This is a genomic window from Caballeronia sp. LjRoot29, assembly GCF_964252755.1.
In the GTDB taxonomy this organism is placed as follows: Bacteria; Pseudomonadota; Gammaproteobacteria; order Burkholderiales; family Burkholderiaceae; genus Caballeronia.
Map to the genome: position 1 here is coordinate 145,864 of NZ_CAXUPU020000005.1, position 24,666 is coordinate 170,529.

The window sequence follows — 24,666 nt, forward strand, 5'->3', positions numbered from 1 at the left end:
TCACTCCTCGTCTTCGTCTGACTGCGGACTCGCCAGACTCCGCCACAGCAGCACCGGAATGATCAGCGTGAAGACGATCACCTCTTTGTAAGCGCTCGCCCAGAACGACGAATACGATTCAAGCAGCCCCACCAGCAGCGAACCCGCCGCGGCGAGCGGATAGCTCACCAGGCCGCCCACGATCGCACCCACGAAGCCCTTCAGTCCGATCAGGAAGCCCGAGTCGTAGTAGATGGTCGTGATTGGCGCCACCAGGACGCCGCAGAGCGCGCCCAGGCCGGCCGCGAGCGTGAAGGCAAGCCGTCCAGCCTGCGTCGTGCCGATGCCCACCAGACGCGCGCCAAGCCGGTTTACCGAGGTCGCGCGCAGCGCCTTCCCGGAGATCGTGCGGTCGAAATACAGATACAGCGCAACGATCAGCACCGCGGCCGTCCCGACTACCCAGAGGCTCTGCCCGGAGATGGACACGCTGCCGAGGTTGAACGTGGCATCGGAGAAAGCATTTGTGCGCGAGCCTTCTGCTCCGAACATCACGAGGCCAAGGCCGACCATCGCGAAATGCACCGCGACCGCCACGATCAGCAGCAACAGCGTGCTGGCTTCGGCGATGGGTTCGTAGGCCAACCGGTACACGAACGGTCCCATCGGAATCACGATCAGCAACGCGAGCGCAACTTGCAGGATCATGGGCAGCGGCTGCATCACCACGCTCTGCGTCAGCCCATAGACTGCCACTGGGAACAGCAGATACTTGCCCGCCAGCACGGCGAGCGTGCGCGCTAGGTGCCGGTGTCGCGACGGATGGCGCACCATGCCCGCGATCTCCGCGACGAAGCACCCCACGCCCATGGCGATCAGCAGCCAGCACGTTGCTGGCAGCTTCTGCGTTTGCAGCGCGGCCAACGTCAGCGCACCGTACGCGACGAACTCGCCCTGCGGGATGAAAATGACGCGCGTCACCGAAAACACGAGGACCAGCGCGAGCGCGAGCAATGCGTAGATCGCGCCCGTGGTGACGCCGTCTTGCGCGAGAATCGCCGCAATCGATAAGTCCATACTTCCTCTTTAGGAACGATCTGCTAGTGGGGCTGCCGGGTCAGCCCATCGAAAATATGGCTTGATGCCGCCAGAAAAACGCGGCCTCCAGCCATGGTTGAAACCCCGGAACGCTAACTCGCCAAATTGCAGGCGCGCGAGCGCGGTCCATGTCGCAAGCTAGTCGTTCTGCAGCTTCCACTTGCCATCGACGATCTGCACCATCACGCGGGCGCGCTTGTCGAAGCCGTTGTGATCGGCCGGCGTTGTGTTCATCACGCCATGCGCAAGCGCTACATCCTTCAGGTTTTCCAGCGCGCTACGCAGCGCTGAACGGAATGCATCCGTACCCGGTTGAGCCGTCTTGAGCGCTTCAGGAATGGCTTGCTCCAGCATGCGTCCGGCGTCCCACGCGTGGCCGCCAAACGTGGAGACCGACCCCACGCCATACGCCTTCTCATAAGCCTGCTTATAAGCCAGCGATGACTTCTTCACCGGGTTGCTATCCGGCAATTGATCCGCCACGAGGATTGGCCCCGCCGGCAGCAATTCGCCATCGCAATCCTTGCCGCACACGCGCAGGAAATCGTTGTTCGCCACACCGTGCGTCTGATAGACCTTGCCCTTGTAACCACGCTCCTTCAACGCCTTGGCGGGCAACGCCGAAGGCGTGCCTGCGCCCGCGATCAGCACGGCATCCGGATTAGCGCTCATGGTCTTCAGCACCTGGCCGGTGACGGAGGTATCGGTGCGGGCATACCGCTCGTTCGCGACAATCTTCAGGTTGTGCGCGGCCGCAGCCGTGTTGAACACGCTATACCAGCCGTCGCCATACGCATCCGCGAAGCCGATGAAACCCACCGTCTTCACGCCGTGCTTCTCCATATACTCGGCAATGGCGTCGGCCATCAGGCTGTCGTTCTGCGGCGTCTTGAAGGCCCACGAGCGCTTCGCATCCATAGGCGAGATGATTGCGGCCGATGCGGCCATCGAGATCATGGGCGTCTTGCCCTGACTTGCAGCGTCGAGCATGGCAAGCGAATTCGGCGTGACGGTCGAGCCCACGATAGCGTCAACATGGTCTTCATCGATCAGCTTGCGCGTGTTCTGCACTGCGCGGCTGGTGTCCGAACCATCGTCGAGCACGATGTACTCCACGCTCTTCCCACCAATCTCCTTTGGCAATAACGCGATTGTATTTTTCTCGGGAATGCCAAGCGATGCCGCCGGCCCTGTTGCCGACAACGTCACGCCAATCTTCACCTGCGCGATCGCGGCGCCGGCGCCCAGGGCCAGCGTCACGCCGAGCGCCGCGCTCGTCAGCCGTCCCTTCCATTTCACCGAGGTAGTCTTTCTCATTGCATCGTCTCCAGACGCTATGCCATCGCGCACGCCTTGTGCACTACAGCGAGTTGTTATGAATCTTTTGTCGTGCGGTCTTGGCTTGATTGCCGCTCAATCTATTTTCGGTCATTACCTGTATCTGAACCCGGTTTCCCTCAACGTTAGCCATCAGGCCAGCGCTGCCGAGCCCATCTAAAACACTCGCAAACATCTCGATAACACGTCGAAAAAAAGGCGCGTTCGAAGCAACGCGCCTTTAGTCGATTTATCTTGTTGTTTAGGTTCCCGTCAGTCTTTGGCGAGCTTCCACTGCCCGCCGACGATCTCCACCATCACGCGCGCCCGCTGATCGAGTCCTGAGTGATCGTTCGCGCTCATGTTGAAGATCCCGTGCGAGCCGGGCAAATCCTGGGTGCTTTCGATAGCCGCACGCAACGCTTCACGAAACGCCTGCGAGCCCGGTTGCCCCTTCTTCAACGCAATCGGAATCGCTCGTTGCAGCAACAGGCCGGCGTCCCATGCGTGACCGCCGAACGTGGAAATGGAACCCGCACCGTAAGCGTTTTCATAAGCCTGCTTATAAGTCAGCGCAGACTTCTTCACGGGGTTCGAATCGGGCAATTGCGCGGCGACCAGCAACGGTCCGGCCGGCAGGAACGTGCCCTCGCAATCCTTTCCGCACACACGCAGGAAGTCGTTGTTCGCCACGCCGTGCGTCTGATAGATCTTGCCCTTGTAGCCCCGCTCTTTCAGCGTCTTTTGCGGCAACGCGGCCGGCGTTCCCGCACCCGCGATCAGCACCGCATCGGGGTTCTGCGACATGGCTTTAAGAACCTGCCCGGTCACCGATGTATCGTTGCGCGCGAACCGTTCATTAGCGACGACCTTGATCTTCGCGAGATCGGCTGCCTTGGTGAATTCCTTGAACCAGCTTTCGCCGTAAGCGTCGCTGAAACCGATAAACGCCACCGACTTCACGCCATGATTCGACATATGCTGCGCGATCGCGGTCGCCATCAGGATGTCGTTTTGCGGCGTCTTGAACACCCACGCGCGTTTTGCATCCATCGGTTCCACGATGGTAGCCGCCGCAGCCATGGAGATCATGGGCGTGGATGTCTCAGATGCGACGTCGATCATCGCGAGCGAATTAGGGACTACCGTGGAACCAATCAGGGCATCGACGTGATCTTCACTCGTCAGCTTACGGGCGTTCTTGATGGCTTGCGTGGAATCGGTCGCATCGTCCAGGACGATGTAATCCATCTTCTGCCCGGCAATCTCCTTCGGCAGCAGCGCAATGGTGTTCTTTTCCGGAATTCCCAGCGATGCAGCCGGTCCAGTCGCGGACACTGTCACACCAATCTTTATGTCTGCAAAAGCGTGCGTACTGACTACTGCGGACATGCTCGCGATGAGTGCCGCCTTCGAGATCCAGCGTAAAGCCAACTTCATTGATATGCCCCGTAAATGTGTTTTGTTCACCGGCGCGATTTTACGATTTTTATATCCCGACCACGCGGTCGGTGAATCCGGAGTGTAGCGGACGAGAAGCGCACGGAGCAAGCGTTTTGAAGGAATTTGAACGAGCGAATGCGCGCTAAAGCACGTAATGAAAAATGCCCGGGAAAACCCGTATGAAATTGATTAATTTGATTTGATTGGCGAGAGTCGGCGGCCATTTATCTGGCCCTTAATCGCGGCAAAATAAATCGATTTGGACGTGAGAATCCGAGAGTTAAGCAAAAAGCGCGGAGCACAAATAAAAAGCGCTGTTGGAATCATCCAACAGCGCTTTCGGTCGGGCACTTGATGCCTCGTTGTCTCCTCGTTCTCCACCTCAAAATTCGGGTGCAACAGAACTGAAACGGATATTAGATTGTGCAACCAATACCGACAACCTAGCATTTACCCTAGTGGTGCACGTTGGCACCTTTATTGGGCGCTCGTTTATCCGAGTCTTGTCAGATGCGGAAGTTAACCGCACATCCTGAAGTATATAGTTCGGATCACCAACTAAATTGCGTGACTTTCGCGTATACCGTTTTAGCCGCGCAATGGCCTCACCCGTGCGATGATTTCTCCCACAATCCCCCGCCTGAACAGCAGCACGCATGCAATAAAGATCAGGCCCGTCACGATCGTCACCGACTCTCCGAGCGAGTTGAACCAGTCAATCCCGGTAAGCGATGACAACCCGGCGCCAATATCGCCGAGACGATTTTCCAGCGCCACAATAATGAACGCGCCAAGCAAAGGCCCGAACATGGTGCTCATGCCACCCACCAGGGTCATCAGCACGACCAGGCCGGACATGGTCCAGTAAGCATCGCCGAGCGTTTCGAATCCGAGCACCAGCGTTTGAAGCGCGCCAGCCAGTCCCGCCAATCCCGCCGACAACACGAACGCGAGCAGCTTGAAACGCGATGTGTCGTAACCCAGCGAGATCGCGCGCGGTTCGTTCTCCTTGATCGCAATCAACACTTGCCCGAACGGCGAATGCACCACGCGCACGATAAATCCGAACGCCAGCACCATCACTAGCAGCACGACGTAATAGAGCGTCAGATCGGAACTGAGGCTGATCGCACCGAACAACTTGCCGCGCGGCACGCCTTGCATCCCGTCTTCGCCATGCGTGAACGGCGCCTGCAGGAACACGAAATAGACCATCTGCGCGAGCGCCAGCGTGACCATCGCGAAGTAAATGCCTTGGCGACGAATCGCGAACAAGCCGACGACGAGACCCAGTAACGTTGCGATCGCCGTGCCCGCGATCACGCCTAGTTCCGGCGTAAAACCAAGCGTCTGGATCGCGTAACCAGCAGAATAACCGGCGCTGGCAAGGAACATCGCGTGGCCGAACGAAAGCAGGCCCGTGTAGCCGATCAACAAATTGAAGGCCGCCGCCAACAGCGCGAAGCACAGGACTTTCATCATGAAGACCGGGTACACGCCGAGGAACGGCGCCGCGATCAGGCCGGCCAGCAACACGCCGTAGAGCACTTTCCTAACCATCATTTTTCCTTGCCGAAAAGTCCCGCCGGGCGCACGAGCAGCACCAGCGCCATGATCACGAAAACCACCGTTGCAGAGGCTTCCGGATAGAACACGCGCGTCAGGCCTTCAATCACGCCGAGTCCGAGGCCGGTCAGGATCGAGCCCATGATGGAACCCATTCCGCCGATAACAACCACCGCGAATACGGTGATAATCATCGATTGCCCCATCAGCGGCGAGACCTGGATCACGGGCGCGGCCAGCACGCCCGCGAAGGCCGCGAGCGCCACGCCGAAACCGTAGGTGAGCGTGACCATCAGCGGCACATTGATGCCGAACGCCTCGACCATCTTCGGGTTCTCGGTGCCTGCGCGAAGATACGCACCGAGCCGCGTTTTCTCGATCACGAACCACGTCGCAAAGCACACGACCAGCGATGCCAGCACGACCCACGCGCGATAGTTCGGCAGGTACATGAAGCCGAGATTCGTCGCGCCGGACAGCAGCGCGGGGACATCGTAGGGCTGGCCGGATGAACCGTAGATCGAGCGAAACACGCCTTCGATCACCAGCGTCAAACCGAACGTCAGCAGCAACCCGTACAGATGATCGAGCTTGTAGAGCCAGCGCAACATCGTCCGTTCGATCACGATGCCAAACACGCCCACAATCAGCGGCGCGAGCACGAGCATGGCCCAGTACGGCACATTGAAATACGAGAAACCCATCCATGTGAGCATCGCGCCGAGCATGAACAACGCGCCGTGGGCGAAGTTGATCACGTTGAGCAGGCCGAAGATCACCGCGAGGCCAAGGCTCAGGATGGCGTAGAACGATCCGTTCACCAGCCCGAGCAGCAACTGGCTCATCATCGCCGCGAGCGGAATGCCGAAAATTTCCATTGAATCTGCCGTCAGAGTAGTGTCGACGCATGCCGCCTGGCTCAAGGTGAGCAAGCCGTCATGCGTCGATCGATCATGCGCAAACGTGTAGCGGCCATTCAAGCCATCGGCGTTACGCGTGACTCCGCAGTGCCGCTAGCAGTGCCACTAAACCCGGCCGCTTACTTCCACAAAGGGCAGCGTGATTCCGCCTTGGTGTCGAAAGCCTGCTCACCCGGAATGGTCGCCGTGATCTTGTAGTAGTCCCACGGTTCCTTCGATTCCGCCGGCGTCTTCACTTGCATCAGGTACATGTCGTGGATCATGCTGCCGTCCGCGCGGATGTAGCCGTTTTGCGTGTAGAAGTCGTTGATCTTCATCTTGTGCAACTGGTCCATCACCTTGTCGCTGTCCGTCGATCCCGCCGCTTGCACCGCCTTCAGGTACGTGGTGACCGCGGAGTAATCGGCTGCATGCAGACTCGTCGGCATCTTCTTCATCTTGGCGAAGTAGCGCTGTGCCCATGCGCGGGTGGTGGCGTCCTTGTTCCAGTACCAGCTGTCCGTTGCAACCAGGCCTTGCGTGGTTTCGAGACCCAGGCTGTGGATGTCGGTCAAGAAGATCAGCAGTGCGGCAATCTTCATCGTTTTGGTGATGCCGAATTCCTTCGCCGCCTTGATCGAGTTGATCGTGTCACCGCCTGCGTTCGCCAGACCCAGCACCTGCGCTTTCGACCCTTGCGCCTGCAACAGGAACGACGAGAAGTCAGAGGCCGACAAAGGATGACGAACCGCGCCGAGCACCTGGCCGCCATTCGCCTTCACGACATCCGACGTGTTCTTTTCCAGCGCCTTGCCGAACGCGTAATCAGCCGTCAGGAAGAACCACGTCTTGCCGCCCTGCTTCGTCACGGCCGAGCCCGTGCCCTTGGCGAGCGCCATGGTGTCATAGGCGTAGTGAACCGTGTACGGCGTGCACTGCTCGTTGGTGAGGTTGTCCGCACCTGCGCCAATGTTGATGTACGGGATCTTCTTCTCGCCAGCGACTTGATTCGTCGACAATGCCGTTGCCGAATTCGTACCGCCGATGATCACATTTACGCCATCGCGATCAATCCATTCACGCGCCCGCGATGCCGCAATATCCGCCTTGTTCTGGTGATCCGCGTAGACCAGTTCAATCGGCTTGCCGTTCACCTTGCCGCCGAAATCCGCAATCGCCATGCGGATGGATTCGAGGCCGCCTTGCCCGTCGATGTCCGCGTACAGGCCGGACAAGTCCGTGATATAGCCGATCTTCACCGTGTCGCCGGGGGCTGCCTGGACGTTGCCAGCCATCAGCGAGGCCGTGGCAGCCGCAATCGCTACGCAGAGTCCCGAGAGGCGCGCGAGGGTCTTCTTCTTCATTACAGTCTCCGTTGAGTTGTTGTTCTTGCGGCGGGCCGCATGCTGATGTGTTGAACTTGCGTTTGACGTTCTAAACCCCGAGCAGCTCGTGCAACACCGGCATTTTCGCTTCGAGTTCGCCGGAGTTGAAATGCTCGACGATCTTCCCGTGCTCCATGACATAAAAGCGATCGGCGAGCGGAGCGGCAAACCGAAAATTCTGTTCGACCATCACGATGGTGTAGCCACGCGCTTTCAGCATCATGATCATTCGCGCGAGCGTCTGGACGATGACAGGCGCAAGCCCTTCCGATATTTCATCGAGCAGCAGCAGGTTTGCGCCGGTGCGCAAGATGCGCGCGACCGCCAGCATTTGCTGCTCGCCGCCCGACAAGCGCGTGCCTTGGCTGCTGCGGCGCTCCTTGAGATTGGGGAACATCGAATAGATTTCATCGATCGACATGGCGTCTTTCGCGGGGCCTACAAGCGGCGGCAAAAGCAGGTTCTCTTCGCAAGAGAGGCTTGAAAAGATGCCGCGTTCCTCCGGGCAATACCCCACGCCGTAATGCGCGATCTTGTGCGTCGACATGCCAATGGTTTCATGTCCGCCGATACGAATCGACCCCGTGCGACGACCGGTGAGGCCCATGATGGCGCGCAGCGTTGTGGTGCGTCCTGCGCCGTTGCGTCCGAGCAGCGTGACGACTTCGCCTCGATGCACAGTCAGATCCACGCCGTGCAGGATGTGCGATTCGCCGTACCAGGCTTGTGCGCCAACAAGCTCGAGCGCCGGCTCCTGAGTCGATGCTCCAGGCAATTGTTCCGCGCGGCGTTCTTCCACGATCGTGCTCATGCGTGCGCTCCGGCGAGGGATGCGTCGGCGCTGCCCATGTAGGCTTCCATCACCAGCGCGTTCTTCGATACCTCGGAGTAACTGCCCTCCGCCAGCACTTCGCCACGTTGCAAGACGGTGATGGTGTCCGAGATGCCTGCGATCACGTTCATATTGTGTTCAACCATCAAGATGGTGCGTCCCGCCGATACTTTCTTGATCAGTGCCGTCACGCGGTCGACGTCTTCGTGACCCATGCCTTGCGTGGGTTCATCGAGGAGCATGAGTTCGGGTTCCATCGACAGCGTGGTGGCTATTTCGAGCGCGCGTTTGCGGCCATAGGAAAGTTCGACCGTGGTGGTGTCGGCGAAATCGGTCAAGCCGACCTGCGTGAGCAAGTCCATCGCGCGATCATTGAGTTCGTTGAGGACGCGTTCGCTTTTCCAGAATTTGAACGATGTCCCGAGCGAACGCTGCAAGCCGATGCGCACGTTCTGCATCACTGTCAGATGCGGGAACACAGCAGAAATCTGAAACGAACGAATGACACCACGACGAGCAATTTGCGCAGGCCGCTCACCCGTGATGTCGATGCCGTTGAAGACGATTTGTCCTGCGGTCGGTTCCAGGAACTTCGTAAGCAGGTTGAAGCAGGTCGTTTTGCCCGCGCCGTTAGGGCCGATCAAGGCGTGGATGGAGCCGCGACGCACGCGCAGGTTCACGCCGTTGACGGCGGTGAAGCCTTTGAACTCTTTTGTCAGGCCGCGGGTTTCCAGAATCGTATCGCCGAGAATCATGTCCCCTTCCGTGCTTTGTTTGAGCCTTTGTTTCAGCTTCAGCTCGGTGCGCTTTTGGCGCATGCCCCGTGATTTTGCTGGCGGTGTTTGTGTAGGTGCATGCGCAATTGCCGTTGCGATTTTGCTGCCTCGTTGTTGCATTTCTTGCGTGCTGCACAATCGTGATGCAGACCTGCGGTGCAACAAGCGCGCTGGCGTTATTGTCGCGCCAATGATGCAGCGCAATCATCGGGATTTGCACTTAGTTTTGAGCCTGGTTTTCGATAGCACCGGATGGCATTTGAATGTCGTTCGCACCGGTACCCGGCCTGGAGGCCGGGGTTTATGCCGTTGATTACGGCTAAAGTCAGCCAGGAACCCCCTCCACCGGCGCGAGCGAAAACAAAAACCGCCGATCGGCGCGAATCATTTCGCTAGCCCGCTCAGCGATCATCAATGTCGGGGAATTTGTGTTGCCCGAGGTAATTGTCGGCATCACCGAGGCATCGACCACTCGCAAGCCACTCACCCCGATCACGCGCAAACGCGCATCAACGACCGCAGCCGGGTCGTTATCCGTCCCCATCCGGCATGTTCCTACCGGATGAAAAATAGTCGTCCCAACTTTTCCCGCCGCAATAGCAAGTTCCGCGTCCGTCTGGAAAGCCGGACCCGGCAAAATCTCCTCCGGCGAATACTTCGCCAACGCGGGCGCGCTCGCAATCCGCCGAGTCAAGCGCATCGCGTTGACCGCCACCTCGCGATCACGATCCGTTGACAGATAATTGGGCGCAATCAAAGGTGCGTCGCGTGCGTCCGGCGTTGCGATATGAACACTTCCCCGCGACGTCGGCCGCAGTGGACACACCGACGCGGTGAACGCATTGAACGCATGCAGCGGCTCTCCAAACCGGTCGAGCGATAACGGCTGCACGTGGTACTCCACATCCGGCCGCGTAATGGTCAAATCATCCGGATTGGACTTCGCGAACGCCCCGAGTTGCGAGGGCGCCATCGACATTGGCCCGCTTCGCATCAACATGTACTGCAAGCCGATCCATGCCTTACCCCACCAATGCGCCGACAGCGTGTTCAACGTTCGTACACCACGCACTTTGTAAGCCATCCTAAGCTGTAGATGATCCTGCAAATTCTCGCCTACACCGCGCAGGTCCTGCACGACATCGATACCCAGCCGCTGCAGCCGCGCGCCGTTCCCAATGCCGGATAGTTCCAGTAATTGCGGCGAATTGACCGCGCCCGCGCTCAGGATCACTTCGCAACGGGACTTGGCTAGATAGTCCGTATCGCCGCCACGATATTCAACTCCAACGCAGCGCTTATCCTCCATCACTAGCCGTTGCGTATGCGCGCCCGTGATGATGGTGAGATTCGGCCGCTTCATCGCGGGCCGCAAGAATGCCTTCGATGCATTCCATCGAATTCCGCTGCGCTGGTTCACATCGAAATAACCGACGCCCGTGTTGTCGCCCCGATTGAAATCGTCAGTAGCGGGAAGGCCGCTTTCCTGAGCCGCCTGTGCGAATGTTTCCAGCACCTTCCACTTCAATCGCTGCTTCTCGACACGCCATTCGCCCCCGGCGCCATGCCACTGATTCCCACCGCCATGATGATCTTCACTGCGCTTGAATACCGGCAGCACAGAATCCCAGGACCAGTCGCGATCGCCGGTAATGCGCGCCCAATCGTCGTAATCCTCGCGTTGGCCGCGCATGTAAATCATGCCGTTGATCGATGAGCAACCACCCAGCACGCGGCCTCGCGGATACGAAAGCGAGCGGCCATCGAGTCCCGCTTCAGCCTGGGTTTTATAAAGCCAATCGGTGCGCGGATTGCCGATGCAATACAGATAGCCGACCGGCACGTGAATCCAGTGGTAGTTATCTCTGCCGCCGGCTTCGAGCAGCAGCACGCTGACATCGGCATCTTCGGTCAGCCGGTTTGCCAGCACGCAACCAGCCGTTCCCGCACCGACGATAATGTAATCAAACTCGCCCTCAAGCTTGCGCGCGTCCTGTTTCATTTTGTCTCCTGCCCAAGCCGCTTCAGGCGGCTTTCACTTTGTCACAAACGCACAAGCTACTGCGGACGCAGTGCAGCAATCCAATCAGATATCTTCAATAGCTTTATAAGCTGCGCTAATATCAGGCATGGACCTGACTCTTCTCCGTGCTTTTGTCACCGTCGCCCGCGAAGGCAATCTCACGCGCGCCGCCGTGTTGCTGCACGTGTCGCAGCCGGCCGTCAGCCTGCAAATCAAGAACCTGCAGGAGACGCTGGGCATTACGTTGTTTTCGCGGACGTCGCACGGCCTGATCCTCACGCGCGATGGTGAAACCCTCCTGCCGCACGCTGAACGGGCTCTCACAGCCGCGAGCGAAGTGCAGCGCGTGGCCGCCGCGCTTCGCCACGAGGTCAGTGGGCGCCTGACCATCGGGACCATTCTTGATCCCGAATTCCTGCGCCTGGGGGGTTTCTTGCGCGCGCTCGTGGAGACGTATCCGCGCATTGAAACCGCGCTGCGGCACGGCATGTCAGGCTGGGTGCTCGAGCGCATCAAGGCGCGCGATCTCGATGTAGGGTTTTATATCGGCGATCCGGTTATCGATGAACCCCGCGATCCGGACCGCTTTTATGTCGTGCAACTGAAGCCTTATCTGTATCGCGTGCTGGCGCCAGCGGGTTGGAACGATCGCGTGAACCGGCCGGAGCGTTTGGAGGGCGGCGACAGTGGCTGGGCCGCGCTTGCCCGGCTGCCCTGGATCTGGACGCCGCCGGAGTCGGCCCATAACCGCTTGCTCACGCGGATCTTCGATGCCCACGGCGTTCAGCCCGTGAAAGTGGCCGAGGTGGATCAGGAGCCGTCGATGCTCGACTTGGTCAAGTCGGGCGTGGGCCTGACGCTCGTGCGCGATTCCATCGCGCTGGCCGAAGCGCACGCGCATGCGCTGACTATCGTGGAAGGCGTCACGGTGCCTACGCAGCTTTCGTTCATCGTGCTCGGGGAGCGCCGTGAGGAGCCGAGCATCGCGGCGGCGTTACGTCTGATTGAAGATCAATGGGCGACATAGTCGCCTGAAACACCGTTTTGAACGTCGTGACCGGAAGCCGATGAATCTTCCGGTCATCAAATTTTGTTAGTCTGAGGGACGCGCATCTGGCGCCCACGTGAACAGGAAATTTCAACATGGCACGCAATATCGAAATCAAGGCTCGCGCGCATCAATTCGACCAGCTCCTGGCCAGCGCCGCTGCGCTAGCCAGCGAACCGCCGATGATCTACCGCCAGCAAGATTTTTTCTACGATGTGCCAAACGGCCGCCTCAAACTGCGTCAATTCGATGACAACACGCCAGCCGAACTGATTTTCTATCAACGCGATGACCGCGACGGCCCGAAGGTGTCGTACTACTCACGCAGCCCGGTAACCAATCCCGAAGCCACCCACGCGCTGCTCGCTCAAGCGCTGAACACGCGCGGCATCGTGAATAAGGAACGGCATGTGTATATCGTCGGGCGCACGCGGATTCATCTGGACCGCGTGGACGGGCTGGGCGATTTCATCGAGCTCGAAGTGCTGCTCGGCCAGGATGACGACGAAGCCGGCGGCGAGAAAGAAGCTGAGGAATTGTTTGCGAAGCTTGGCGTGTCGGCGAGCGACCTTGTGCCGGTTGCGTACGTCGACTTGTTGAGCGAGCCGGCTTAAACCGCCCGGCTTAATTGGCAGAATCCGGTGGATTGGCCGCCAGATGCCCAAGCGGCAGCGGCCCGTTGCGCTTGAATGTGGTCAATACGATATTGGAGCGCACGCTGTCCACGCCGGGAACTCGCATCAGTTTCTTCATGACGAACGTCGACAGCGCGTTCAAATCCGGCGCGACGATGCGCAACAGGTAATCGGCGTCGCCAACCGTCGCATGGCATTCGAGCACTTCGGGCAGCGCTTCAATCTGCTGCTGGAACTGGTCGATAACGGTATCGCCGTGATGCTTCAGCTTGAGGCTCGTAAAAGCGGTGACGCCGAGGCCGAGTTTTTCGGGGCGCAGCACAACCCGGTAGCCATCGATCACACCAGTAGCCTCCAGGCGTTGCAAACGGCGCCCGATTTGCGATGGCGACAGCGGCACTTCCTCGCCGAGTTGCTGATGCGTCGCGCGGCCGAAGCGCTGAAGAACGTCAAGTAGCGCGAGATCGAAGTGATCAAGGTCGACCATGGGGATATCCTGCGTGAAAAGCTGAAAGACGCAAGCTTACCGCGTGATCCTCGCGTGATCTTCTTAGGCCCTCGCGTCGCTGACCTCAACCACTCATGTAAGGAGAACCGGCATGATCAAGAAACTTACAGCTGACGAATTGCCCAAGCTTCTCGGCGAATTAAAGCAATGGCAACCTAGCGCGGATAACAGCTCAATTCAGCGAAGTATCAAGTTCGCTGATTTCAACGAGGCATTCGGTTTCATGACCCGCGTGGCAATAAAGGCGCAGGAAATGGATCACCATCCAGAATGGTCGAATGTGTTCGACAAAGTGGAAATCACGCTCTCGACGCATACGGCAAAAGGTCTGACGGAACGCGATATAACGCTTGCGAGATTCATCGACGCCATAACCTGAAGCACCTGAAAGCCGCTCGCTACCCTGATCACTGCGACAAATGCGTAACAGCCGTATTACAAACAATGACATTCAAATTCCGCAATAAGCGGGGCCGAAAAGAGCTGCCAGAGGCCAAAACTCGCTTATTCGAAAGCAGAAACAAAGGTGTTTGCAAGTCTGCGGCAACGAAAACTTTCATCAAGAAAGAAAACTTATAATACAGGCGTAAGCTTTCACCAGACCCTGCGCGCTCTGACGGCTCCAGTCCATCGGCGGCACAGACCGACACTGTACAATCAGCAACGCATACGGTTTGGACAGTCCGTTTTACCCCTTGCAACGATTGGTTTGGTCGCCACAGGGGCTTGGCGGACGTGCTGGAGACCGATCGCGGAGTGGCGTCCGTGAAGTGGGGAATTTTGGCGTGTCCGGCCACAGGAGAATTGCTGCACAGCAAGGCGCGGTGCAGCGTTTGGCGTAAAAAGATTGCTGATATAACTCGGACGGCGCCGCGGTATAGAAAGGTGAGCAATTCCGGCTGGCGGCCGCGGCATGCAATCGAGCCCAATTCATCGTATAAGAGCGACTTCCATGCGAATCCTTCTGATCGAAGATGACCGCCCCATCGCGCGCGGCATTCAAAGTAGCCTTGAACAAGCCGGCTTTACCGTCGATATGGTCCACGACGGCATTTTCGCGGAGCAAGCGCTCACGCAAAATCGCCATGAACTGGTGATTCTCGATCTCGGCTTGCCGGGTATCGACGGCATGACGCTGCTGTCGCGTTTCCGCCAGGGCAATCGCCACACGCCAGTGATTATCCTGACCGCACGCGACGAACTGCATGACCGCGTCCAGGGCCTGAATAGCGGCGCCGACGACTACATGCTCAAGCCGTTTGAACCCGCCGAACTCGAAGCGCGCATTCGCGCCGTGATGCGCCGCAGCGGCCCGCATGGCGACGTCCCGCGTCCGGAAGTATCGCTGGGCGGATTGCGTCTGTCGGGTGTGGATCGCCGCATTTTCAACGACGAAAAGCCCCTTGAACTGTCGCCGCGTGAATTCGCTGTGCTCGAAATGCTGTTGCTGCGCCACGGCCGCGTGGTCAGCAAGGCGCAATTGCAGGATCACCTGACGCACTTCGGCGGCGATCTTGGCGACACCGCCATTGAAGTCTACGTGCACCGGGTTCGCAAAAAACTCGAAAACTGCCGCGTGGAAATCGTGACGGTGCGAGGGTTCGGCTACCTGCTGCAGGAAATCCGGCAGACAGCCGCGTAAGCGGTTTGTCGATGGCGTAATCAAGTAACCAGCCTGACGAGCGGTAACCAGCACCTTGCGATTCCCACCCCGGCGCACGCTTGACGAACGTTTCGACCGCGCCGACTGGCTGCATCTGGCGCGCTCGACAACCACGTCTGCACGCGTGCCGCCCAGTCTGCGGCGCTCGCTGTTGCGCCGCCTGGCCGCGCCGCTGTCGCTGCTTGCGTTGATGAGCGGATTGATGGCGTACTGGCTTGCGTGGCAATACACGCAGCACGTAGTCGACCGCTCGCTGGCCGACCTCGCCACGGCTATCTCCAAGCAAATCCAGCTAGCAGGCGTCGATGCACCGCTCACGGTGCCGCCGCTTGCCCGCGCGATGTTTTCGGATCCTATCGAACAACTGATCTACCGGATCAGCGACGGCGATACCGAGATCGCCGGCGAACGCGATCTGCCGTTGACCGGCACGAACGTGCGCCGGATCCACTACGCATACGTCTTCGAAACGAACTACCAGGGCACGAGCGTGCGTGCGGCACAGGTGCGCGTCGACCAGTTGCACGGCAATCCGATCGTGGTGGAAGTGGCGCAGCGCGTGGGCTCGCGGTATCGAATAGCGGTCGAGTTCATGGTCGCCATCATGATGCCGCTGCTGCTCCTGCTGCTGGCGGGCTGGGTGATCGTGTGGCGCGTGGTGAACCAGCAGCTCAACCCGCTGACCGATCTCGCCGATACCCTCAACCGGCAGACGCACACGTCGCTCGAACCGGTCGATGAATCGTTCGTTCCCATCGAAATTCGACCTCTGACGAGCGCGATGAACGCCCTCCTCGACCGCCTGAAAACGGCGCTGGACGGACAGCGCAAATTTATCGCCGACGCGGCGCACCAGTTGCGTACGCCGCTCACCGCCGTGAAGCTGCACGCCGAGCAGGCGGCGAGCGCCAAGGATCCGGCCAAGGTGCTGGAAGCGGTCAAGGAGCTGCGGGCCTCGGCGGATCGGGCCGTGCGCTTGTCGAACCAGCTGCTCTCGCTCGCACGCGCCGAACCGGGCGAACAGGCCGCGCGTTTCATTGACTTCGATTACGCCAATCTCGCGTTTGAAACCGGCGCCGAATGGGTGCCGCGCGCGCTGGCCGTGGGTATCGACATGGGCTTCCAGCGTCTCGATGACCCTGATAACGAGCATCCCCTGCTCGTGCGCGGCAATCTCGTGCTGGTGCGTGAGGTGATTGGCAATCTGATCGATAACGCGCTGAAATACGTCCCCACTTCCCGTGCCGAAGGCGCGCTGGTGACTGTTACGGTGACGCAGACTATCGACGAAACCGGCCGGAAGATGGGCGAAATCGTGGTGGAAGACAACGGTCCAGGCGTGCCGCTGGAACAGCAGCCGGATCTATTCAAGCGCTTCTTTCGCGGCGATGGCCACGGCGTGGAAGGTGGCGCCGGACTGGGTCTTGCGATCGTCCACGACATCATGGTCCTCCATAACGGCAGCGTGCATTATGAAGACGCTCCAGCGCCCGAAGGCGGTGCGCGTTTCATCGTGCGGATGCCTTTGAAAACGGCATGAAAAAACGCCACGGCAGTTTGGGCCGTGGCGTTTTTTAAGCTGACACCTTCTGCAAATTCCTACTTTTTCTTCTTCAATGCCAGCATGGTGCCGCGGCACTTCTTGGCTCCGCAGCGGCACTCGTATTCCTTCTTGAGCTTCTTGGTAATGCGACCGTCGATGACGAGACCGTAGTCGTAGTACAGCTCTTCATCTTCCTTGATCGCACGCAGCGCGTGAATGAACACACGCCCTTCCTTCTCTTCCGCTTCGCAATTCGGCGCGCACGAATGGTTGATGTAGCGTGCGCTGTTGCCGTCGACCTTGCCGTCGATCACCTTGCCGTTTTCGAGCGCGAAATAGAACGTATGGTTCGGCTCGTCAGGGTTGTGGGGATGACGGCGCAACGCCTCTTTCCACGAAATGCGTTCGCCTTTGTACTCGATAATCCGTTCGCCCTTGGCGAGCGGCATCGCGGCGAACACGCCCTTGCCGTGTATGCCCGAACGGCGGACGGCGACCCTCCGTGAACTCATCGAACGAATCCTTTAAAACGAATCGGTTTGGCTTAGCAGACGCTTCAACTTCGCCACCGTCCCGGTTTCACGCGAACGGTGACAAACCGGAACGTGGCTTAAAAAAACGCGGCGGCCTGAATGCGAGGCGCCGCCGCGTTGCTGTCTTTCTCAATGCACTGATTGTTTCGGTACTTCGTGTGCTTCATCTGCTGCACGTGTGAAGTTCAAACCATACAGGCAAACAACGGCATCGTACACGTTAGCCGCGCACGAATTCAACCGCTCCATAAATTCAAGCTGCGCGTTTCAGCGCTGACCGAACGAGATATCGCCGAACAACGCCTTCTGTTCGCGCGGCTGCGAGCGCCAGTATTGCGGCGGCGCTACGACGGTCGCACCCAGTTGCGCGGCCGCGTGCCACGGCCAGCGCGGATTGTAGAGCAGCGCGCGTGCCAACGCGACGAGATCCGCCTCGCCCGACTCAATAATTTCTTCGGCATGCTGCGGATCGGTGATCAGACCCACGCCCATGGTGTTCACGCCCGTGGCTTCCTTGATGGCTTTTGCGAACGGCAGTTGATATCCCGGCGACAAGGGAATCTTTTGCAACGGCGATACACCGCCCGACGACACATCGATCCAGTCAACCTTGTGTTTCTGCAACTCCTTCACGAACACAATGGTCTGCTCGAGATCCCATCCGCCCTCCACCCAATCCGATGCCGACACACGCAGGCCGACGGGTTTATCGGCGGGAAAAGCGGCACGCACCGCGTCGAAGACTTCGAGCGGAAAACGCATGCGATTTTCGAGTGAACCGCCGTATTCATCGGTGCGCTGGTTGGCAAGCGGCGAGAGGAACTGGTGCAGCAGATAACCGTGGGCCGCATGCACTTCAAGCGCATCCATTCCAAGGCGCGCGGCACGTTTTGCCGTCGCCACGAAGGCATCGCGGATACGGATCAGGCCGGCGGCATCGAGTGCGAGAGGCGGCGTTTCGCCTTCCTTGTGGGGAATCGCCGACGGTGCCGAAGGTAACCAGCCCCCGTTCGAAACCTCGATCAACTGACCGCCTTCCCAAGGTGCCGCACTCGATGCTTTCCGGCCAGCGTGGCTGATCTGCATCGTGATGGCGATAGGCGAATATTGCCGGATCGCGTCGATGACCGGCTTGAGCGCGGCTTCAGTCACGTCGTCCCAAAGTCCGAGATCGCCCGGCGTGATACGGCCATCAGGCTCGACCGACGTTGCTTCGAGACAGAGCATGCCGGCGCCGGAGAGCGCGAGGTGTCCGAGGTGGATCATGTGCCACGCGGTGGCTTCGCCGCGAACGGCTGAGTATTGGCACATCGGCGAGACCACGATGCGGTTCGGAAGCGTCACGCCTCGCAGCGTGAAAGGCGAAAACAGAGCGCTCATGGGGGAGTTTCCGAAGGAAGGGAAAGGGGGCGAATTAGAATAGCACTTCGGTTTTTTCCGTGCTGACAGCAAGCCCGGTCGCCCGGACAAATAACGCCGGCGCCCTCGCCCCTTATTTCATCTGGCTTGCAGGCGTATTCAATCTCATCGCCCATGATTCAACCTTGCCGGTATCGAGCCGCTTTGCCGCCGTGCTTCGCCACGATGGCGTGAGTGCCGCGAGCCCAGCCATTTGTTCCAGCGCCGGGCGATCATCCCGATCAATGTAAAACACCCGCAGCAATCGTTCGATCGTCCATTCGGGATGCGGCCGCGCGAGCCGTTCCAGGACATCGCCGGCACCGGTTTCGCCGGGTTCAAGCACGCGGTAATACCAACCCGTACGACGCGTGTCCTGCACGCGTCGAGACATGTCATGGCGGGAAAAATGGAGATTGAGTTTCCAGCACGGCTGGCGCGGCTGCGACACCTGCACGATCACGGTGCCAAGACGAAACACATCGCCGACGCATACATCTGCTTCATTCAAACCGTGCGTCGAGATATTTTCACCAAATGCGCCGGGTGCATTAAAACGAGTCAACCCCGTAGACGATGCCGGCCATTCGTCACGCCAGACGGCGTAGTGGTCGCGGCTATAGTGATGCAGTGCTTTCTCGGGACCGCCGTGATGTTTGCGCTCGTACTGGTGGTCACCTTCCAGCCCGGTTTCGCCCACGCGAACACGCGACGCCAGCGGCACTTTGTGAATCGCGCTGTATTTGCCTTGCGTGCCGAGCGGCGCAACTTCTCCGGCAAGCACGGCGTCAATCACAGGATTCATGGTGCACTACCTTCAGTTCGTCTAAGTCTTTATTTGGCTGTTTCGAAACGGTCCAGCCATTCGCCAAACATCTTGCGCGCGGCGCGTTCGAGCGCTGGGCCGTGCCGGGCGGTATCGGCGCGTAAAGCAGTCACCGTAGTACCGCTTTCCGCCACTTCGCCCGGGTACGCCACCAGCCAGCTTTCAAAACGGTCGACGAGCACTTCAGGATGGCATTGCAAACCCAGGACGTGCTCGCCCCAGCTGAAGGCCTGATTTTCACAGAGATCCGTCGATGCAAGCAGCGTGGCGCCATCGGGAAGATCGAAGGTATCTCCATGCCAATGGAGCACCGGCGTCGACTGACCTTCGGCTTCGAAATGCCGTAGAGCGGAAGCCCTTCCCGCGTTGGTCAGCGTCAGCGCTTTCCAGCCGAGTTCTTTTTGCGCCGCCGGATAAACCTTCGCCCCCAGCGCGCGGGCAATCAATTGCGCACCCAGGCAGATACCGATAGTCGGCAGGCCCGCCGCAATGCGCTTTTCCAGCATGGCGAGCAATGGATTCAGATGGGGAAACAGCGCGTCATCATAAGCGCCGATCGGGCCGCCGAGGACGACCATCAGGGAAGTATCGAGCGGATCGGGAGCGTCAATTCGAGCGCGGCCCACGTCGAGATAACGCACCAGTTGACCACGGTCGCCCAGCACTAGTTCCAGGCTGCCGAGATCTTCGAAATAGACGTGGCGTATCGCCAGGACTTCACGTTTCATCGGCGATCACCCAAGAGAGCCGGCAAGCTGAGATCGGCGCACGCGGCATCAGGCGGCGCACACAAAGGAGAGGCACGGTCGATCAGCGCACCGCCAACGGGCGCGCGGCTCGAATAGCCCGTCAGCCAAGTCTAACCGACAGCGCCGAGCTTCGCGCTCAAGGCGCGAAACTCGGACAGCGAAGAGAGACGTGAAGCGAAACGTGAAGCTTCAGGCAGCGCCGCTTACGCGACTTGCGCGAAGATCTTCCAGTTCTTCTTCTGCTTGGCGAGATCGCCTTCTTCGTATACTGAACAATCGAGGCGCAGGTCAGTATCGGCCATGTCGATGTTCAGCAACGCGCAGTGATGCGGCGTCTTCTTCGGGTTCTTGCTCGCTTCGAGATGCGTGCAGCTCAGGCACATGCGGTGCGGCGGAATCTGCTGCACCACTTCCAGTTGCCGAATGGTCTTGAGCAAGCTGCGATAAAGCTGTGATTGCTCATCGACCTTCAACGTGCCGACTGCCTTCGACAAGAACTCCGGCCATACCAGCGCCTTCTTGGCCGCCGTCTTTCCGCGTGCGGTCAGGCGTACAGCCAGCGCGCGCCCGTCGTCCAGCGCACGGCGCTTTTCGACCAGACCCTTGCCTTCCAGTGTGCTGACGGCATCGCTGGTGGTCGCGGCGGTCAACGCCGTTTCCCGTGCGATCTCGCCAAGCCGCATTGGACCGCGCCGCTGCATCAGCAGCACGAGAATTTCGCCCTGGGTCGGCGTCAAGCCCGCACCCTCAGCCCATTCCCATGCCTGGCTACGCATCGCCGTGCTCAACCGCAGTAAGCCATGGGTCACCCGCCCTGTGGCCTGCTCTCCGTATACGCCTTCGCTCATAGTCGTTCGCTTCGTCTTTCTTGATGCTTATCTGATGGTTCGGCAACGGCTTGAAAACCGGCAAAACGTCAGACCCCGCTCGTTTTACCCAAACCGCTGCTGGCTCAATCGCCGACTTATCCGACCGGCGAATCCTTTCGTATCAACTACCGTCTCAAAATTCGGGCGATCAAACCGATGCAGCTAGTTCGTCGTCCGGATAAGGACATCTACGTTTTTCCGTGGCGCCTGTTCTAGACCGTCGAGCGCTTCGTTTGTTTCACCGGCGTTGCATCTCCCTGCCGGTAAAACCGACATTCTAAGCGACTGGAACCAAACGTACACCTTAGTTATTCACAAAACAGTGTGGACAACGCAGTGGATAACCACATTATTCGATGTGCGCCGATTCTTGATAACCCCCCAAGTGTGCAAAAGCACCCGATTGTTATCCCGCGTTGACCCTTTCGATGCAAGGCTCCGCACCGAAGTTATGCGCACTCCAAACTGTTGAGTTTGTGGAGATTTTATCGGTTGTCCACAGAATTGCTCGCTGCTTGTTAACTACTATTACGTATGTATACGAACTCATGACAGTAAACCTTAGAGACATGTTATCGGCATCGGTCTGAAAGAAAATGACAAAAATAAACCTGCCGGGGAAGCAGGTTTATTTTTTTGCTGGCGGTCGAACCAATGAAGCCAAGGCCGATCCGTCACTCGCGCCACTGCAGGCACTGCTGACGAACCGCTTCATGCAGTGAGCGCTCGCGGTCGAAAACACCGCGTAACCAGGTAGCGTCGTTCATGTTGCTACGGGCGATATCGCCGACCTGACGCAGCGCTTCGTTCGAACCGAGCGCGTCGGCATGCGGCGCGATGATGTCGAGCGTCGCGAGGATGTCTTCCGCAATCGTGCGGCGCTCGCCCGTCTGAGGATCGATGCAACTGCCTTCCAGCCCAAAACGGCAAGCCTCGAACCGGTTGAACGTGTAGACGAGATAGTCGTCCTCTTTCAGCGTCAAGGGCTTGTCGAGCAGCAGGTAGCGCGCGAGCGTCTGGATGTAGCAAGCAATGGCCGCTGCGCGATCGACTGACAGCGGCGTGTCCATCACCCGGACTTCAATCGTCCCAAAACCTGGTTTTGGCCGGATGTCCCAGTAAAAATCTTTCATGCTGTTGACCACGCCGGTGCTGACCATCTTCGAGAAATATTCCTCGAAGCTGTCCCACGTGAGCGTGAACGGCGCGCGGCCGGATAACGGAAATGCAAAGACCGAATTGAGGCGCGCGGAATGAAAGCCGGTATCCACGCCTTGCACGTACGGCGACGAAGCCGACAACGCGATGAAGTGCGGAATGAAACGCGACATGGAATGCAGCAGGAACAACGCGCTGTCCGGGTCCGGGCAGCCAATGTGCACGTGCTGGCCGAATACCGTGAACTGCTTCGCGAGGTACCCGTAGAGCTCGGAAAGATACTGAAAGCGCGGTGTATCGAAGATCTGGCGATCGCTCCACTGCTGGAAGGCGTGTGTGCCACCGCCACACAGCCCGACGTTGAGGTGGTCAGCAGCGGACACCAGGGTGTCGCGGATGGCGCGGAGGTCCGTTACAGCCTGTTCATGCGTCGTACAGATGCCGGTGGACAACTCGATCATGCTTTCGGTGATCTCCGGCGTGATGCTGCCGGGGATCTTTTCGTCCTTGACGAGCCGCATGAGATCGGAGGCGGCCTTGGTCAGGTCGTAGTCGTGCGTGTTGACGACCTGGATCTCGAGTTCGACGCCAAAGGTGAACGGCTCCGAGTTGATGAAAGGTTCGAGTGACATGGTGCCTCTTGATTGACAAAGCCTGGGTCGCCAGCGGGCGAGCTTATCGGCACGAAGCGCCGGGTAGCTCAGCAGCTTCAAAGCACGCTCAAGCGCTCCAATGACCGGCTCGATGACCCGCCCGGCGACCCGATGAAAACGAGAAAAAAGACGGGTTGAAACGCTACTCGCGGCGTTCGCCGATCGCCGACAAACTTCGATACACGAGGAACGGCGTAACAATTTGCAGCACGACGATCGAGCACATCACGATTGCCCGCAGCGTGGGATCGTAGTCGGGATACAGCACGTACATATCGTCGACGAGCAGATACGCAAGCGCGGACATTGGCGTCAACGACACCCCGAGCGCCGCGCCCTGTTTCCAGTTCAGACCGCTCGGTTTTGCAAAGATCAGCACACCGGCCAGCTTGCCGATGAACCGCGCCACGATCAGCGCCAGCGCAGCCAGTCCGCCCAGCGCGATATCGCGCCATTCAAACGATGTCAGCGTTAACGCAAACAAGATCACCGTCAGCAACCAGCCTGCCGTCCCGAAATGCGTCGGCCACAATTGCGGCCGCTCATTCGAATTCTTCACGATGATGCCAGCCGCCAGTAACGCAAGAATGGTCGACAGCTTGAACACATGTGCGATCGCAATCGCGAGCAGCACGAGACCGAACAGCGCGACGAACGAGTGCTCGTCGTTGGTATTCAGCCTTCGATACAGCAGATTGCAAGCCAGCGCCAGGAGCAGCGCCAGCACGAGCGAACCGAGCAACAGATAAAGCGGCTGGACGATCGTCGCGAGCGTATTGCCGTAGATTTCCTGATGCAGCACGCCGGCCGCGAGTTTTTCCACGATCACCGCATACATGCTGTTGAGCGCGGTCAGCGTAAGCAGTCGTTGTGTGACTTGGCCTTCGGCGCGTAGTTCGGTACGCAGTTGAATCACCATCGCCGGCGACGTTGCCATGGCGATCGCGGCAATCACCACTGACGGCATCGTCGGCACTTTGCACAGCGTCAGCGCGATCAGGACGAAGCCGAATGTGAGCGTGCTTTCAGCAATGCTCGACAAGATCAGATAGGGATTGCGGCGAATCCATCGCAGGTCGAGCCGGCTGCCGAGTTCGAACAGGAGCAGCCCGAGCGCCACATCGAGTAAAGGCCGTGAAATTCCGGCCGAGCTGACATCGATTACACCAAAACCTGCGTTGCCTGCAATCAGGCCAATGATTGCGTAGCCCGTGATCCGCGGCAAACGCCATGCACGCCAGAGCAGTTCACCGCATAGACCCGCAGCGACCAGCGCCAAGCCAGCCCAGAAAATGGCGTCGGGTGTGAGTGGCCAAACCGGTAAAAATGAAAAGGCCGACTTCATCGTGAGGACTTCTCCTTCGCAGCTAGTGCGGATAGACAGTGAATGACAGACAGATAGTGCGCGGCAATGGTGCGCGTTGCCGGAAAGGTTCGTGGCCGGATCATTCTTCAGGCTCCGTCAAGTCGCGTTGGGACACGGCGGCCCATTGACAGCTGATTCGCTGCCTGGCCAGTCGGCCCATTGCCGGCGAGACAAGGGAGCACAGCGTTTTTTTCAATCCACGCGCGGGTGCAAAGCACGGTTTGAAGCGATAAGCCGGCAAGGCGGCCAAACGAAAGAACGGCGATTGTGCCATAGCTCCTGGCTGCGCCTGTTCAATCCCCACAGCCGTTGAGACCAAGCGGTAACAATGAGTTTTAGCGTGTCGGTACGAGGAAAAATCTACCTTTTAGCGGGTTGGATCTTCACGTCGGTTCGTCC

The 24,666-nt window shown here is 59.0% G+C and carries 22 protein-coding genes; 5 read left to right on the top strand and 17 right to left on the bottom strand.

Annotated features, from left to right (window positions below; genetic code table 11):
- The 9 genes from ACSQ83_RS08135 to ACSQ83_RS08175 form a co-directional block, all read right to left on the bottom strand.
- The gene (locus ACSQ83_RS08135; protein ID WP_436227786.1) at positions 1-1,056 is read right to left on the bottom strand and encodes a branched-chain amino acid ABC transporter permease; all 1,056 of its coding nucleotides are present in this window, start codon (positions 1,054-1,056) and stop codon (positions 1-3) included.
- Positions 1,057-1,215: 159 nt separating this feature from the next.
- Complete coding sequence (locus ACSQ83_RS08140) at positions 1,216-2,394, bottom strand: ABC transporter substrate-binding protein (RefSeq protein WP_436227787.1); 1,179 nt, start codon at positions 2,392-2,394, stop codon at positions 1,216-1,218.
- Positions 2,395-2,667: 273 nt separating this feature from the next.
- Positions 2,668-3,834: an ABC transporter substrate-binding protein gene (locus ACSQ83_RS08145; RefSeq protein WP_436227788.1), complete on the bottom strand. Its 1,167-nt coding sequence runs from the start codon at positions 3,832-3,834 to the stop codon at positions 2,668-2,670.
- 591 nt (positions 3,835-4,425) lie between these two features.
- Entirely contained in the window at positions 4,426-5,397 is a 972-nt protein-coding gene (locus ACSQ83_RS08150) for a branched-chain amino acid ABC transporter permease (protein WP_414947937.1), read from the bottom strand.
- Entirely contained in the window at positions 5,397-6,281 is an 885-nt protein-coding gene (locus ACSQ83_RS08155) for a branched-chain amino acid ABC transporter permease (protein WP_165092952.1), read from the bottom strand. The genes ACSQ83_RS08150 and ACSQ83_RS08155 overlap by 1 nt, the downstream gene beginning before the upstream one ends.
- Before the next feature lie 161 nt (positions 6,282-6,442).
- A complete protein-coding gene (locus tag ACSQ83_RS08160) occupies positions 6,443-7,666 on the bottom strand; it encodes an ABC transporter substrate-binding protein (RefSeq protein WP_414947751.1) in 1,224 nt (407 codons plus the stop codon).
- 70 nt (positions 7,667-7,736) lie between these two features.
- Entirely contained in the window at positions 7,737-8,498 is a 762-nt protein-coding gene (locus ACSQ83_RS08165; protein ID WP_414967613.1) for an ABC transporter ATP-binding protein, read from the bottom strand.
- Entirely contained in the window at positions 8,495-9,274 is a 780-nt protein-coding gene (locus tag ACSQ83_RS08170) for an ABC transporter ATP-binding protein (RefSeq protein WP_436227789.1), read from the bottom strand. Before ACSQ83_RS08170 ends, ACSQ83_RS08165 begins: the two co-directional genes overlap by 4 nt.
- A gap of 346 nt (positions 9,275-9,620) precedes the next feature.
- On the bottom strand, positions 9,621-11,297 hold the full coding sequence (locus tag ACSQ83_RS08175; RefSeq protein WP_436227790.1) for a GMC family oxidoreductase: 1,677 nt from the start codon (positions 11,295-11,297) through the stop codon (positions 9,621-9,623).
- A 127-nt stretch (positions 11,298-11,424) separates the two neighbouring features.
- On the opposite strand from ACSQ83_RS08175, the gene ACSQ83_RS08180 reads away from it, so the two are divergent.
- Positions 11,425-12,345, top strand: coding sequence for a LysR family transcriptional regulator (locus ACSQ83_RS08180; protein ID WP_436227791.1), 921 nt, complete (start codon positions 11,425-11,427; stop codon positions 12,343-12,345).
- 116 nt (positions 12,346-12,461) lie between these two features.
- The gene (locus ACSQ83_RS08185; protein ID WP_414947747.1) at positions 12,462-12,980 is read left to right on the top strand and encodes a class IV adenylate cyclase; all 519 of its coding nucleotides are present in this window, start codon (positions 12,462-12,464) and stop codon (positions 12,978-12,980) included.
- Between the two features lie 10 nt (positions 12,981-12,990).
- On the opposite strand, the gene ACSQ83_RS08190 is transcribed toward ACSQ83_RS08185, so the two are convergent.
- Positions 12,991-13,488, bottom strand: coding sequence for an Lrp/AsnC family transcriptional regulator (locus ACSQ83_RS08190; protein WP_436227792.1), 498 nt, complete (start codon positions 13,486-13,488; stop codon positions 12,991-12,993).
- 112 nt (positions 13,489-13,600) lie between these two features.
- On the opposite strand from ACSQ83_RS08190, the gene ACSQ83_RS08195 reads away from it, so the two are divergent.
- The 3 genes from ACSQ83_RS08195 (at position 13,601) to ACSQ83_RS08205 (ending at position 16,712) form a co-directional block, all read left to right on the top strand.
- Positions 13,601-13,888: a 4a-hydroxytetrahydrobiopterin dehydratase gene (locus tag ACSQ83_RS08195; RefSeq protein ID WP_436227793.1), complete on the top strand. Its 288-nt coding sequence runs from the start codon at positions 13,601-13,603 to the stop codon at positions 13,886-13,888.
- A 573-nt stretch (positions 13,889-14,461) separates the two neighbouring features.
- On the top strand, positions 14,462-15,151 hold the full coding sequence (locus ACSQ83_RS08200; protein ID WP_031364554.1) for a response regulator: 690 nt from the start codon (positions 14,462-14,464) through the stop codon (positions 15,149-15,151).
- A 115-nt stretch (positions 15,152-15,266) separates the two neighbouring features.
- Entirely contained in the window at positions 15,267-16,712 is a 1,446-nt protein-coding gene (locus ACSQ83_RS08205; RefSeq protein ID WP_414947935.1) for a sensor histidine kinase, read from the top strand.
- 59 nt (positions 16,713-16,771) lie between these two features.
- Here ACSQ83_RS08205 and ACSQ83_RS08210 read toward each other — a convergent pair whose 3' ends face one another.
- The 7 genes from ACSQ83_RS08210 to ACSQ83_RS08240 all read right to left on the bottom strand — a co-directional run bounded on the left by ACSQ83_RS08210 (position 16,772) and on the right by ACSQ83_RS08240 (position 24,246).
- Positions 16,772-17,227: an SET domain-containing protein gene (locus tag ACSQ83_RS08210; protein ID WP_089162625.1), complete on the bottom strand. Its 456-nt coding sequence runs from the start codon at positions 17,225-17,227 to the stop codon at positions 16,772-16,774.
- A 288-nt stretch (positions 17,228-17,515) separates the two neighbouring features.
- A complete protein-coding gene (locus ACSQ83_RS08215; protein ID WP_414947743.1) occupies positions 17,516-18,628 on the bottom strand; it encodes an NADH:flavin oxidoreductase/NADH oxidase in 1,113 nt (370 codons plus the stop codon).
- A 112-nt stretch (positions 18,629-18,740) separates the two neighbouring features.
- Positions 18,741-19,451, bottom strand: a complete 711-nt coding sequence (locus ACSQ83_RS08220; protein WP_436227794.1) for an MOSC domain-containing protein — start codon at positions 19,449-19,451, stop codon at positions 18,741-18,743.
- A 29-nt stretch (positions 19,452-19,480) separates the two neighbouring features.
- Positions 19,481-20,200 (bottom strand): glutamine amidotransferase, encoded by a 720-nt coding sequence (locus ACSQ83_RS08225; RefSeq protein ID WP_414947741.1) that lies wholly within the window; start codon positions 20,198-20,200, stop codon positions 19,481-19,483.
- Positions 20,201-20,424: 224 nt separating this feature from the next.
- Positions 20,425-21,069, bottom strand: a complete 645-nt coding sequence (locus tag ACSQ83_RS08230) for a MarR family winged helix-turn-helix transcriptional regulator (protein ID WP_213765045.1) — start codon at positions 21,067-21,069, stop codon at positions 20,425-20,427.
- Positions 21,070-21,764: 695 nt separating this feature from the next.
- Positions 21,765-22,880 carry a YbdK family carboxylate-amine ligase gene (locus ACSQ83_RS08235; RefSeq protein WP_414947740.1) on the bottom strand — a complete coding sequence of 372 codons (1,116 nt, stop codon included), beginning with the start codon at positions 22,878-22,880 and terminating at the stop codon, positions 21,765-21,767.
- Positions 22,881-23,043: 163 nt separating this feature from the next.
- The gene (locus ACSQ83_RS08240) at positions 23,044-24,246 is read right to left on the bottom strand and encodes a cation:proton antiporter (RefSeq protein WP_299704014.1); all 1,203 of its coding nucleotides are present in this window, start codon (positions 24,244-24,246) and stop codon (positions 23,044-23,046) included.
- Positions 24,247-24,666 lie beyond the last annotated feature (420 nt).

Bases quoted from the DNA above. Each gene is read 5' to 3' on its own strand.
- ACSQ83_RS08135 (WP_436227786.1), bottom strand. From the start codon at position 1,056: ATGGACTTATCGATTGCGGCGATTCTCGCGCAAGACGGCGTCACCACG.
- ACSQ83_RS08140 (WP_436227787.1), bottom strand. From the start codon at position 2,394: ATGAGAAAGACTACCTCGGTGAAATGGAAGGGACGGCTGACGAGCGCG.
- ACSQ83_RS08145 (WP_436227788.1), bottom strand. From the start codon at position 3,834: ATGAAGTTGGCTTTACGCTGGATCTCGAAGGCGGCACTCATCGCGAGC.
- ACSQ83_RS08150 (WP_414947937.1), bottom strand. From the start codon at position 5,397: ATGGTTAGGAAAGTGCTCTACGGCGTGTTGCTGGCCGGCCTGATCGCG.
- ACSQ83_RS08155 (WP_165092952.1), bottom strand. From the start codon at position 6,281: ATGGAAATTTTCGGCATTCCGCTCGCGGCGATGATGAGCCAGTTGCTG.
- ACSQ83_RS08160 (WP_414947751.1), bottom strand. From the start codon at position 7,666: ATGAAGAAGAAGACCCTCGCGCGCCTCTCGGGACTCTGCGTAGCGATT.
- ACSQ83_RS08165 (WP_414967613.1), bottom strand. From the start codon at position 8,498: ATGAGCACGATCGTGGAAGAACGCCGCGCGGAACAATTGCCTGGAGCA.
- ACSQ83_RS08170 (WP_436227789.1), bottom strand. From the start codon at position 9,274: ATGATTCTCGGCGATACGATTCTGGAAACCCGCGGCCTGACAAAAGAG.
- ACSQ83_RS08175 (WP_436227790.1), bottom strand. From the start codon at position 11,297: ATGAAACAGGACGCGCGCAAGCTTGAGGGCGAGTTTGATTACATTATC.
- ACSQ83_RS08180 (WP_436227791.1), top strand. From the start codon at position 11,425: ATGGACCTGACTCTTCTCCGTGCTTTTGTCACCGTCGCCCGCGAAGGC.
- ACSQ83_RS08185 (WP_414947747.1), top strand. From the start codon at position 12,462: ATGGCACGCAATATCGAAATCAAGGCTCGCGCGCATCAATTCGACCAG.
- ACSQ83_RS08190 (WP_436227792.1), bottom strand. From the start codon at position 13,488: ATGGTCGACCTTGATCACTTCGATCTCGCGCTACTTGACGTTCTTCAG.
- ACSQ83_RS08195 (WP_436227793.1), top strand. From the start codon at position 13,601: ATGATCAAGAAACTTACAGCTGACGAATTGCCCAAGCTTCTCGGCGAA.
- ACSQ83_RS08200 (WP_031364554.1), top strand. From the start codon at position 14,462: ATGCGAATCCTTCTGATCGAAGATGACCGCCCCATCGCGCGCGGCATT.
- ACSQ83_RS08210 (WP_089162625.1), bottom strand. From the start codon at position 17,227: ATGAGTTCACGGAGGGTCGCCGTCCGCCGTTCGGGCATACACGGCAAG.
- ACSQ83_RS08215 (WP_414947743.1), bottom strand. From the start codon at position 18,628: ATGAGCGCTCTGTTTTCGCCTTTCACGCTGCGAGGCGTGACGCTTCCG.
- ACSQ83_RS08220 (WP_436227794.1), bottom strand. From the start codon at position 19,451: ATGAATCCTGTGATTGACGCCGTGCTTGCCGGAGAAGTTGCGCCGCTC.
- ACSQ83_RS08225 (WP_414947741.1), bottom strand. From the start codon at position 20,200: ATGAAACGTGAAGTCCTGGCGATACGCCACGTCTATTTCGAAGATCTC.
- ACSQ83_RS08230 (WP_213765045.1), bottom strand. From the start codon at position 21,069: ATGAGCGAAGGCGTATACGGAGAGCAGGCCACAGGGCGGGTGACCCAT.
- ACSQ83_RS08235 (WP_414947740.1), bottom strand. From the start codon at position 22,880: ATGTCACTCGAACCTTTCATCAACTCGGAGCCGTTCACCTTTGGCGTC.
- ACSQ83_RS08240 (WP_299704014.1), bottom strand. From the start codon at position 24,246: ATGAAGTCGGCCTTTTCATTTTTACCGGTTTGGCCACTCACACCCGAC.